Below are 11,588 nucleotides of genomic sequence, written 5' to 3' on the forward strand. Positions count from 1 at the left end.
CCGCAGCGATGCGGGAGATCGACCTGCTGGTCGGCTCGCGGATGACCCGTCGGCAGGGCGTCACCGCGCCCCTGGGGTTCCGGGCCGCGGGAATCGCCGCCGGAATCAAGGACGGCGATCGGCCCGACCTCGCGCTGGTCCTCAACGAGGGCCCCTCGCTCACCGCGGCAGGCGTCGTGACCCGCAACCAGGTCAAGGCGGCGCCCGTCCTGTGGACGCAGAAGGTCCTCGAGAACGGGTCGCTGCGCGCGGTGATCCTGAACTCCGGCGGCGCGAACGCCTGCACCGGGCCCGACGGATTCGCCGACACCCACGCGACGGCCGAGGCGGTCGCCTCGACGCTGTCGAACTGGGGCACGGACACCGGGGCCGTCGAGGTCGCGGTCTGCTCCACCGGACTGATCGGCGAACGGCTCCCGATGGGGAACCTGATTCCCGGCGTCACCGAGATCGTCCACGAGATGGGCGGCGGCATCGAGGGCGGCACCGACGCCGCCTACGCGATCATGACCACCGACACCGTGCCCAAACAGGTCGCGCTGCACCACACGGGCGGATGGAACGTCGGCGGCATGGCGAAGGGTGCCGGGATGCTGGCCCCGTCGCTGGCGACGATGCTGGTGGTCCTGACGACCGACGCCCTCGTGAGCGCCCAGGCCCTGGACGTCGCGCTGCGGCGCGCCACCGCGCGCACGTTCGACCGACTCGACGTCGACGGATCGATCTCCACGAACGACACGGTGCTGCTGCTCTCGTCGGGGGCAAGTCAGATCGAGGTCGGTCAGGACGAGCTGGACGCCGCCGTCTTCGCGGTGTGCGACGACCTCGCCGGACAGCTGCAGAACGACGCCGAGGGCGTCACGAAGCGAATCGCGGTCACCGTGACCGGGGCTCGCACCGAGGACGACGCCGTGACCGTCGCGCGCTGCGTGGCCCGAGACTCCCTGGTGAAAACGGCGCTCTTCGGTTCCGACCCGAACTGGGGGCGCGTGCTGGCGGCCGTCGGCGCCGCGCCGGTGACGATCGACCCGGAGCGGATCACCGTGTCGTTCAACGGCACGCCGATCTGCCGCAACGGTGTGGGGGTCGCCGGAGCCCGGGAGGTCGACCTCACCGGTGACCGGATCGACGTGGTCGCGGACCTCGCCCTCGGCGACGCCGAGGCCACGATCCGGACGACCGACCTCTCGCACGCGTACGTCGAAGAGAACTCGGCGTACTCGTCATGACGACCACTCCCGGTGGAACCACCCCGCCCGCGCGGCTCGATCCGCTGCAGAAGGCCGAGATCCTCGCCGAGTCGCTGCCCGCACTGCAGGCCCTGCACGGTCGGCGCGTCGTGGTGAAGTACGGCGGCAACGCGATGGTCGCCGACGACCTCAAACGCGCCTTCGCCGCCGACATGGTCCTCCTGCGCGCCTGCGGCATCCATCCCGTCGTGGTGCACGGCGGCGGACCGCAGATCTCGTCGATGCTCGGCCGGCTCGGCCTGGACGGCGAGTTCCGCGGCGGATTCCGCGTCACCACGCCCGAGGTCATGGACGTGGTCCGGATGGTGCTCTTCGGTCAGGTCGGTCGCGAGCTGGTCGGACTCATCAACGAACACGGCCCCTATGCCGTCGGCATCACCGGCGAGGACGCCCACATGTTCACGGCCACCCGCCGGACCGTCCTGGTGGACGGTGAGCCGACCGACATCGGTCTGGTCGGCGACATCACCTCGGTCACCACATCGACGATCGACGACCTCATCGACGCCGGGCGCGTTCCGGTCGTCTCGACGATCGCGCCCGACGCGGCGGGCCAGGTGCACAACATCAACGCCGACACCGCGGCCGGTGCCGTCGCATCGGCCCTCGGCGCCGACCGCCTGGTGATGCTGACCGACGTGGAGGGGCTCTACACGGACTGGCCGGACCGCACATCGCTGGTCTCGGAGATCTCGGCCGACGAGGTCGAGGCCCTGCTGCCGAGCCTCGACGCGGGGATGGTCCCCAAGATGGAGGCCTGCATGCGCGCCGTCCGCGACGGCGTCGGCACCGCCCACGTCATCGACGGCCGAAGCCCGCACTCGGTGCTCGCCGCGCTGCTCACATCGTCGACCTCGGGAACCACGATCGTCCCCGGTGGTCCGTCGACCGAATCGAACGGAGACCGGACATGACCGCGCCGCTGCAGGAACGCTGGGCCGCCGCACTGATGAACAACTACGGCACCCCGGGGGTCGCGTTGGTCCGCGGTGAGGGTGCGACGGTCTACGACGCGGACGGACGCGCCTACCTCGACCTGCTCGGCGGGATCGCAGTGAACGCACTCGGGCACGCGCACCCCGCCGTCGTCGAGGCCGTGACCACGCAGATCGCCACCCTCGGGCACGTCTCGAACATCTACATCGCACCGCCCGTCGTGGAGCTGGCCGAACGGCTGGCCGCCGCGGTCGCCGACGATGCCCGCGTCTTCCTGTGCAACTCCGGCACCGAGGCCAACGAGGCGGCGTTCAAGATCGCCCGGTTGACCGGTCGACCGCGGATCATCGCGGCCGAGGGCGGATTTCACGGCCGGACGATGGGCGCCCTCGCCCTGACCGGGCAGCCCGGCAAACGGGCGCCCTTCGAGCCGATGCCGGCGGGGGTGGAGTACGTGCCGTACGGCGATGCGGCCGCACTGGCCGCCGCCGTCGACGAACAGACCGCGGCGGTCGTCCTCGAACCGATCCAGGGAGAGAACGGCGTCGTGGTCCCGCCCTCGGACTACCTGTCCGAGGCTCGGCGCATCACCTCGGCTCACGGAGCACTCCTGATCCTCGACGAGGTCCAGACCGGCGTGGGGCGGACGGGTCGGATGTTCGCGCACCAGCGAGCGGGGATCGTGCCCGACGTCATGACGCTCGCCAAAGGTCTCGGCGGCGGAATGCCGATCGGTGCGTGCGTGGCCACCGGCGAGGCGGCGACCCTGTTGCAGCCGGGGCAGCACGGGACCACGTTCGGCGGGAACCCCGTGTGCGCCGCGGCCGCGCTCGCCGTGCTCCGCTACATCGACGACAACGATCTGACGGCGCACGTCGAACGCGTCGGCAAGACGATCGCGACGAGCATCGAGGCACTCGACCACCCGCGGATCACGAGCGTCCGCGGCGCCGGACTGCTGCTGGGCGTCGTCCTCGACTCGAACATCTCGGCGGCGGCCGAACGTGCGGCGCGGGCGGCCGGATACCTGCTCAACGCGCCCGCACCGAACGTACTGCGGCTCGCCCCGCCGCTCATCATCACCGAACATCAGGCCGCGGCATTCGTCGCCGACCTGCCCGCGATCCTCGACGCGGCCGCCGACGAACAGACCGGAGAGGGCTGAACCGATGACCATCTCGCATCCCAGCGTCCGACACTTCCTTCGCGACGACGACCTCAGCCCCGACGAGCAGGCCGAGGTGCTCGCGCTCGCAGCCCGGATGAAGCAGGACCGATACGGGTTCCGACCCCTCGAGGGGCCCCGCGCCGTCGGTGTCATCTTCGACAAGAACTCGACGCGGACCCGGTTCTCCTTCGAGGCCGGCATCAGCCAGCTCGGCGGTCACGCCGTGGTCGTCGACGGCGCCACCACGCAGATGGGGCGCGACGAGACACTCGCCGACACCGGGCGCGTGCTCTCACGTTTCGTCGACGCCATCGTCTGGCGGACCTTCGGGCAGGATCGCCTGGAGGAGATCTCGGAGCACGCGACGGTCCCCGTGATCAACGCGCTGTCGGACGCATTCCACCCCTGCCAGGTGCTCGCCGATCTACAGACGGTGATCGAGCGCAAGGGAGCGGTCGCCGGACTGACCCTGACCTATCTCGGTGACTGCGCGAACAACATGGCCCACTCGTTGATGCTCGGCGGCGCGACGGCCGGTATGCACGTCCGCGTGAGCGGGCCGGAGGGATTCGCGCCGGATCCGACGGTCGTCGCCGACGCGCGCACCCGCGCCGAGCAGACCGGCGGCAGCGTCTCGGTGATCGGCGACCCCGTCGCGGCGGCGTCCGGTGCCGACGTCCTGGTGACCGACACCTGGGTGTCGATGGGGCAGGAGGACGACGGGCTCGACCGCACGGCACCGTTCGAGCCCTACCAGATCAACACCCAACTGCTCGGACATGCCGCGCCCGACGCGATCGTTCTGCACTGTCTGCCGGCCCACCGGGGCGAGGAGATCACCGACGAGGTGATCGACGGGCCCGCGAGCGTGGTGTTCGACGAAGCCGAGAACCGGCTGCACGCACAGAAGGCCCTCCTGGCCTGGTTGACGGGGCGGCCGTGAGCGACACCGCGGCGGAGTCGGGGCGACTCGCGGCGACCCGGGCCGGCAGGCACGCCCGGATCGCCGAGATCCTCGCCGCCCACCAGGTGCGGAGCCAGGCCGAACTGCAGGCACGCCTGGCACGGATCGGGGTCGAGGCGACCCAGGCGACGCTGTCCCGTGACCTCGACGAACTCGGGGCGGTCAAACTCCGCGCGGCCGACGGAGGCGCCGGCGTCTACGTGATTCCGGAGGACGGGTCGCCGGTCCGGGGCGTCTCCGGCGGCACCGACCGGGTGGCTCGCCTGGTCGCGGAACTGCTGGTCTCCACCGACGCGTCGGGCGATATGGCCGTGCTGCGGACTCCGCCCGGCGCGGCGGGGTACCTCGCGAGTGCGCTCGACCGTGCCCGGCTACCGGGCGTCGTCGGGACGATCGCCGGCGACGACACCGTGTTCGTCCTGGCGCGGCGGCCACTGACCGGCGCCGAGCTGGCCGACCGCATCGAAGGCCTCATCTGACACCCGTGCACTCGCCGACCGCCTCGCGAGCTGCACAATGACAACAATCCGACCGACTTCACGAGGAGCCGCACCACCATGGCGAGTGCCGATGACAAGACCAGCCACGAGGGGACGAACGAGGGGGCCCTGTGGGGAGGTCGGTTCGCCGACGGACCCGCCGCGGCGATGGCTGCGTTGAGCAAGTCGACGCACTTCGACTGGGCATTGGCCCCGTACGACATCCGCGCCTCGAAAGCCCACGCCCGGGTGCTGGCGGGCGCCGGGCTCCTGAGCGACGAGGACGCGGCGGCGATGCAGGCGGGCCTCGATCGGCTCGCCGACGACGTCGCAGCGGGGGCGTTCGTTCCCGCGGAGTCCGATGAGGACGTCCACGGCGCTCTCGAACGAGGGCTGATCGAACGCGTCGGCCCCGAGATCGGCGGACGGCTGCGCGCGGGCCGCTCCCGCAACGACCAGGTCGCGACCCTGTTTCGCATGTGGCTGCGCGACGCGATGCGGCGGGTCGGACTCGGCGTCCTCGAACTCGTGAGTGCACTCGTCGATCAGGCTGCCGCGAATCCGGGAGTCGTGATGCCGGGCAAGACCCACCTGCAGGCCGCACAGCCGGTGCTCCTGGGGCACACCCTCCTGGCACATGCGCAACCACTGCTGCGTGACGTGGCCCGGATCGTCGATGCGGACCGCCGCGTCGCGGTCTCGCCGTACGGGTCCGGAGCCCTCGCCGGATCCTCCCTGGGACTCGATCCGGCCGCCATCGCCGCGGACCTCGGCTTCGACTCCGCGGCCGAGAACTCGATCGACGCGACGTCCTCGCGAGACTTCGCGGCGGAGGCGGCCTTCGTGTTCGCGATGATCGGCGTCGACATGTCGCGGCTGGGTGAGGACGTGATCCTGTGGAGCACACCCGAGTTCGGGTACGTGACTCTCGCCGACGCGTGGTCGACCGGCAGCTCGATCATGCCGCAGAAGAAGAACCCGGACGTCGCGGAGCTGGCGCGCGGCAAAGCCGGACGCATGCTGGGGAACCTCACCGGGCTGCTCGCGACGCTGAAGGCGCAGCCGCTCGCCTACAACCGTGATCTGCAGGAGGACAAGGAACCGGTCTTCGACTCGGTCGCCCAGCTCGATCTGCTCCTGCCCGCGATGGCCGGACTCGTCGGCACCCTGACCTTCCACCCCGAACGCATGGCCGAGCTCGCGCCGGCCGGCTTCACCCTGGCGACGGACATCGCCGAATGGCTCGTGCGGCAGGGCGTCCCGTTCCGCGTCGCCCACGAGGTGGCGGGAGCGTGCGTCCGCGAAGCGGAGGAGCGGGGCGTCGGCCTCGACGAGCTGGACGACGAGACGATGACGCGCATCCACCCGGCGCTGACCGCCCACGTTCGCGAGGTGTTGACGGTGACCGGGTCCATCGAGTCGCGCAATGCGCTCGGCGGCACGGCCTCCCCGCAGGTCGACAGGCAGATCGACGCGGCAACGGCCCGGATCGCCGAACTGCGCCGCGCGTTGTCCTGAGGCGGACCCGGCGAAGAGTCGCGTCCAGCGACAATCGTCCAGAAAGAAGAACCGTGACGAGTACACTGCACGTGCTTGCACCGGTCGGCGCCGTCGGCCTTCGACGGGCGAGCCGAGCGGCGAGGGGAGTGACCGAGTGAAGGGCCTGCCAGATGTGAGCGGAGCCGTCGGACGGATCGTCGCGACGGCCCAGAACGGTCTCGAGGTCATCCGGATGGGCGGCCTGGACACCGGCTCGGAACCGACACCGTACAAGGTGGTCGAGACCGAGCGGATGTACCGGTTGCGCCGCTACTTCCCGGACGATCCGGGCGACGGATACGCGCACATCATTCTGATCCCGCCGATGATGGTGTCGGCGAACGTCTACGACGTCACCCAGCAGAACGGCGCCGTCTCGGTGCTGTACCGCCACGGCGTCATCCCGTGGGTGGTCGACTTCGGATCACCGGATCACGAAGAGGGCGGCATGGAACGCACCCTGACCGATCACGTGGTCGCGATCAGCCGCGTCATCGACCTGGTGCGCGGCGTGGTCGGCCGCGACGTCCACCTGGGCGGGTACTCGCAGGGCGGGATGTTCGCCTACCAGACGGCCGCCTACCGTCGCTCGGCCGGACTCGCGAGCCTGGTGACCTTCGGCAGTCCCGTCGACGTCCTCGCCGCACTCCCGCTCGGACTCCCGGCGAACCTCGTGGTGCCGGGCGCCGAATTCGTCGCCGACAACGTCTTCAATCGTCTGTGGATCCCGAGTTGGCTCGCCCGCACGGGCTTCCAACTCGCCGACCCGGTGAAGACCGCGCGCAGCCGCATCGACTTCCTGCGCAAACTCCATGACCGCGACGTGCTGCTCCCGCGCGAGGATCAGCGACGGTTCATCGAACAGGAGGGGTGGGTCGCGTGGTCGGGGCCGGCCGTCGCCGAACTCCTACGCCAGTTCGTCGTCCACAACCGGATGATGTCGGGCGGATTCGTCATCGACGGCGACGTGGTGTCGATGACCGAGATCACCTGTCCGGTCCTGGCGTTCGTCGGGGAGACCGACGACATCGGTCAGCCCCTGGCCGTCCGCGGCATCCGACGCGCGGCACCCGACGCCGACGTCTTCGAGGCGTCGCTCCCGGTCGGGCACTTCGGTCTGGTCGTCGGGTCGACGGCCGGCCGTGAGACGTGGCCGACGGTCGGCGAGTGGATCACGTGGCGCGAGGGCCGCGGCGAACGTCCGGAGTCCGTGGAACCGATGACGGTCGACGCGGGCGGCCGCGGCACCGGCATCAGCTGGAGCAACCGGCTCTCCTACGGCGTCGGACAGGTCGCCGGAGCGGGCACGGCCGTCTCCCGGGAGCTGCTCGACGCCGTCGGCTCGCTGCAGCGCACGACGCTCGCGGTGGCCACCGAATCGGTCAGGACCGTCCCGCGGCTGTTCCGCTTGGGACAGATCCAGCCGTCGACCCGCGTGTCGCTCGGCAAGCTGATGAGCGAGAACGCCAAACGCACACCGCACGATGAGCTGTTCCTGTTCGAGGACCGCGTGCTGACCCACACCCAGGTGAACACCCGCATCGACAACGTCGTGCGCGGACTGATCGAGTGCGGCATCCGGCCCGGAATGCACGTGGGCCTGATGATGGATCCGCGGCCGTCGGCGCTCGTGACGATCGCGGCGCTCTCGCGACTCGGCGCGGTGGCCGTGCTGCTGCAGGCCGGTGACGATCTGCCCGAGATGTTGAATCTGGCCGAGGCCAAGGTGATCGTCACCGACCCCGTTCACCTGGACCGCGCGGCCGCCGCGAGCGACAGGGTGCTCGTTCTCGGCGGCGGCAGCGGAGACGCGCGTGTCATCGAACGCGCCGACGGCGAACACGTCGTCGACATGGAGCAGATCGACCCCTCGCGCGTCCGCCTGCCCGGGTGGTACCGACCGGACCCCGGTTTGGCGGGCGATCTGGCGTTCATCCTCTTCACCAAGACGCAGGGCCGGTTGAACCGCTGGTCGGTGACCAATCACCGGTTCGCGATGTCGGCATTCGGCGCGGCGGCCGCCGCCAACCTGTCCAACCGCGACACGGTGTACTGCCTTCCCCCGCTGCACCACGCCTCGGGTCTGCTGACGACGCTGGGAGCCACGGCGGCGGGTCGTTCCCGCATCGCCCTGTCCACCGGCGTGAGCCCGGAGCAGTTCACGCGCGAGGTTCGGCGCTACGGCGTCACCGTCGTCTCCTACACGTGGACGATGCTCGCCGGAGTGGTGCACGATCCGGAGTTCGACCCGGAGCAGCTCGGCAGTGTCCGACTCTTCATGGGGTCGGGTCTCCCGTCCGGACTGTGGAGCGAACTGCGCGACGCCCTGCCGAGTGCCCGCGTCCTGGAGTTCTTCGCCACCGCGGACGGGTCGGCGATCCTCGCCAACGTCGACGACAGCAAGGTCGGCTCGATGGGCCGCCCCCTGCCGGAGACCAACCCGGTCCGCATCGCCGCCTACGATCCGATCACCGAACGCATGGAGATCGACCGGGACACCGGTTTCATCCGAGAGGCCGGCCCGCGCGAGGTCGGAATGCTGGTCGCGCATGCGGGCCAACGTTTCGAGGCCAGCGGACTCGTCCTGCGCGACGTGTTCCGTCCCCATGATCGATGGGAGGTCGGCGGCAGTCTCTTCCGTGCCGACACCGACGGCGACCTGTGGTACATGGGCTCGGCGCAGGGAGTCATTCGCAGTGCGGCCGGAGCGATGTACCCGATCCCGATGCAGCAGGCACTGACCCTGGTTCACGGCGTCGACCTGGTCGGGGTGTACGCGGTCGGTGAGCCGGGCGAGCAGGTCGCGGTCGCAGCCGTCACCCTGCGGGACGGCGCGGGTTCGCTCACGCCGACCCAGATCCGAGTGGGTCTGGGGGAGTTGCCCGCGGATCAACGACCGCACCTGGTGATGGTCGTCGACTCGATACCGGTCTCCGAGTCGTTCCGGCCGATGACCGGAGCGCTGGCGGCACGTGGAATGCCGCGGCCGGGGTCGAAGATCTGGTATCGCGACTCCTCCGGACGGTATCGCCGGTACACGGCGAGCGCCGCCGCCGCGATCGACTGGACCGCCGCCCCCACGGACGAGAACACCGCGGCGCGGGGGTCGAGCGGGCCCCGGTAACCTGGACTGCTGATGGGAACGGGATCCCGCACGGGCCCTGTTCGACACACGACGAGGTGGGAGCTGATGGCGACACGCGCCGAGAGCATCGATCCGGTGGTCCGCGACCGATTGGTCTGCCCGCAGGATCTGGGCGACCTGATCGACGCCGGAGACGAACTGTACAACCCGCGTCTCCGCGTCGCATACGCCATCGACGACTACGGAATTCCGAACATGCTGATCGACGATGCACGACCGGTCAGCGATGACGAGCACGCGCGGTTCACCGCGAGAGAGGCGTGAGAAGCCCGGTGGAGCAGAACATCCTGGACGATCTGGAGTGGCGCGGACTCGTCGGGCAGACGACCGACCGGGACGCGTTGCGGGCGGCTCTCGACACCCCGATCACCCTGTACGCCGGTTTCGATCCGACTGCCGCGAGCCTGCACGCCGGGCACCTGGTGCCCTTGTTGACCCTGCGCAGATTCCAGCTCGCGGGGCATCGGCCACTCGTCCTGGCGGGTGGGGCCACCGGCCTGATCGGAGATCCGCGGGACGTCGGCGAGCGAACCATGAACACGGTCGACACCGTCGCCGATTGGGCCGGCCGGATCGTCGGTCAACTCGAGCGATTCGTCTCGTTCGACGATTCGCCCACCGGCGGAGTGCTGGTCAACAACATGGATTGGACCGGTCCGCTCACGACGATCGAGTTCCTGCGCGACGTCGGCAAACACTTCTCGGTCAATGTCATGCTGGCGCGCGACACCGTCAAGCGACGGCTGGACGCGGACGGCATCAGCTACACGGAGTTCAGCTACCTGCTGCTGCAGGCGAACGACTACCTCCAGTTGCATCGCGAGTACGGCGCCGTGCTGCAGATCGGCGGTTCCGACCAGTGGGGCAACATCGTCGGCGGGGCGGAACTGATCCGCAAGGTCGACGGTGCGTCCGCACACGCATTGACGGTCCCGCTGGTCACCTCTGCGGACGGCAAGAAGTTCGGGAAGTCGACCGGTGGCGGCAGCGTGTGGCTGGATCCCGAGCTCACGAGCCCGTACGCCTGGTACCAGTACTTCGTGAACACGGCCGACGCCGACGTCGTCCGGTTCCTGAAGTGGTTCACCTTCCTGGAGCGCGCGGAGATCGAGGAACTCGACCGCGCCACACAGGAGACGCCGCACCTGCGGCTCGCTCAGAAACGCCTGGCGGCCGAGCTCACGACGCTGATCCACGGGCCGGAGCAGACGGAAGCGGCCGAACTCGCCAGTCGTGCACTCTTCGGACGTGCGGAGCTCGAGGGTTTGGACGAGGCGACGCTCGCCGCCGCCCTGGCGGAGACGGGTACGGCGACCTTCCCCTCCGGTGCGACGCCGACGATCGTCGAGCTGTTCGTCGAGTCCGGCCTCGCGGCGGGGAACAAGGCCGCGCGGCGGTCGATCGACGAGGGCGGCGCGTACGTCAACAACCAGAAGGTCACCGATGTCGAGTGGACGCCGACCGAGGAGGACCTGCTGTTCGGCCGGTGGTTGGTGCTCCGCCGCGGGAAGAAGACCTTCGCCGGCGCCCGAATCGGAGACTGACCTGCACAAACCGGCGACGACGGTCGACGATTTGTCTCCGGCGCCCGTTCTGTGTACCTTGATTATCGAATCAGCGCGACAAACGCTGATTCGCGAAATCCCTGCCGGACACACCGGACTTGCGCCGAAAGATGCAGGCGGGGTAGAGTAGCGGTCCTGCACATCGCAGAGTCTCACGAAGTTCGTTCGAGAACCTCGATGACCTGCGTTTGTGTGAACCTCCTCAGCCTGGTAGGCTGGGAAGGTCGCCTCGGGGACGGGGTGGTGCTTGCTGGTGGTTGGCTCCTGTTGTGGGGGTTGGTGCTGGTGGGTGTGTGTTTTTTGAGAACTCGATAGTGTGTTTTGGATTTCTTGTGCCACATTTTTGTTTTGTGGCGTGGGGATTTTGGACAGATTGTGCTTGCCGGCTGCCGTGTGGTGGTTGGTGAGTGTTTTTGGATGATTTTTACCATGTCAGTTTTTTGGATTGGTCAGGTTCTTTTTCTGGCTTTGTGTTGAAACGTTTGTTTCTGCATTTTTGTTGGAGAGTTTGATCCTGGCTCAGGACGAACGCTGGCGGCGTG

The 11,588-nt window shown here is 69.2% G+C and carries 9 protein-coding genes; all 9 read left to right on the forward strand.

The features are described 5' to 3' along the window. Window positions 1-8: 8 nt before the first annotated feature. The 9 genes from argJ (at window position 9) to tyrS (ending at window position 11,025) form a co-directional block, all read left to right on the forward strand. Window positions 9-1,229 (forward strand): bifunctional glutamate N-acetyltransferase/amino-acid acetyltransferase ArgJ, encoded by a 1,221-nt coding sequence (gene argJ / locus G528_RS0111025; RefSeq protein WP_051198695.1) that lies wholly within the window; start codon window positions 9-11, stop codon window positions 1,227-1,229. Next, window positions 1,226-2,164, forward strand: coding sequence for an acetylglutamate kinase (gene argB, locus G528_RS17240; protein WP_051198682.1), 939 nt, complete (start codon window positions 1,226-1,228; stop codon window positions 2,162-2,164). Before argJ ends, argB begins: the two co-directional genes overlap by 4 nt. Then, window positions 2,161-3,351 carry an acetylornithine transaminase gene (locus G528_RS0111035; RefSeq protein WP_026919019.1) on the forward strand — a complete coding sequence of 397 codons (1,191 nt, stop codon included), beginning with the start codon at window positions 2,161-2,163 and terminating at the stop codon, window positions 3,349-3,351. The genes argB and G528_RS0111035 overlap by 4 nt, the downstream gene beginning before the upstream one ends. 4 nt (window positions 3,352-3,355) lie before the next feature. Continuing rightward, window positions 3,356-4,297 carry an ornithine carbamoyltransferase gene (gene argF, locus G528_RS0111040; RefSeq protein WP_035719735.1) on the forward strand — a complete coding sequence of 314 codons (942 nt, stop codon included), beginning with the start codon at window positions 3,356-3,358 and terminating at the stop codon, window positions 4,295-4,297. Beyond that, window positions 4,294-4,797 (forward strand): arginine repressor, encoded by a 504-nt coding sequence (locus tag G528_RS0111045; protein WP_026919021.1) that lies wholly within the window; start codon window positions 4,294-4,296, stop codon window positions 4,795-4,797. The genes argF and G528_RS0111045 overlap by 4 nt, the downstream gene beginning before the upstream one ends. 78 nt (window positions 4,798-4,875) lie before the next feature. Then, the gene (argH, locus tag G528_RS0111050) at window positions 4,876-6,315 is read left to right on the forward strand and encodes an argininosuccinate lyase (protein ID WP_026919022.1); all 1,440 of its coding nucleotides are present in this window, start codon (window positions 4,876-4,878) and stop codon (window positions 6,313-6,315) included. A 136-nt stretch (window positions 6,316-6,451) separates the two neighbouring features. After that, window positions 6,452-9,460: an AMP-binding protein gene (locus G528_RS0111055; RefSeq protein ID WP_026919023.1), complete on the forward strand. Its 3,009-nt coding sequence runs from the start codon at window positions 6,452-6,454 to the stop codon at window positions 9,458-9,460. Between the two features lie 66 nt (window positions 9,461-9,526). After that, window positions 9,527-9,745 (forward strand): Trm112 family protein, encoded by a 219-nt coding sequence (locus tag G528_RS0111060; protein ID WP_026919024.1) that lies wholly within the window; start codon window positions 9,527-9,529, stop codon window positions 9,743-9,745. Continuing rightward, window positions 9,742-11,025, forward strand: coding sequence for a tyrosine--tRNA ligase (tyrS, locus tag G528_RS0111065; RefSeq protein ID WP_026919025.1), 1,284 nt, complete (start codon window positions 9,742-9,744; stop codon window positions 11,023-11,025). The genes G528_RS0111060 and tyrS overlap by 4 nt, the downstream gene beginning before the upstream one ends. Window positions 11,026-11,588: the final 563 nt, after the last annotated feature.

The organism is Gordonia shandongensis DSM 45094, assembly GCF_000423025.1.
GTDB lineage: Bacteria > Actinomycetota > Actinomycetes > Mycobacteriales > Mycobacteriaceae > Gordonia > Gordonia shandongensis.

Bases quoted from the DNA above. Each gene is read 5' to 3' on its own strand.
- argJ (WP_051198695.1), top strand. From the start codon at position 9: ATGCGGGAGATCGACCTGCTGGTCGGCTCGCGGATGACCCGTCGGCAG.
- argB (WP_051198682.1), top strand. From the start codon at position 1,226: ATGACGACCACTCCCGGTGGAACCACCCCGCCCGCGCGGCTCGATCCG.
- G528_RS0111035 (WP_026919019.1), top strand. From the start codon at position 2,161: ATGACCGCGCCGCTGCAGGAACGCTGGGCCGCCGCACTGATGAACAAC.
- argF (WP_035719735.1), top strand. From the start codon at position 3,356: ATGACCATCTCGCATCCCAGCGTCCGACACTTCCTTCGCGACGACGAC.
- argH (WP_026919022.1), top strand. From the start codon at position 4,876: ATGGCGAGTGCCGATGACAAGACCAGCCACGAGGGGACGAACGAGGGG.
- G528_RS0111060 (WP_026919024.1), top strand. From the start codon at position 9,527: ATGGCGACACGCGCCGAGAGCATCGATCCGGTGGTCCGCGACCGATTG.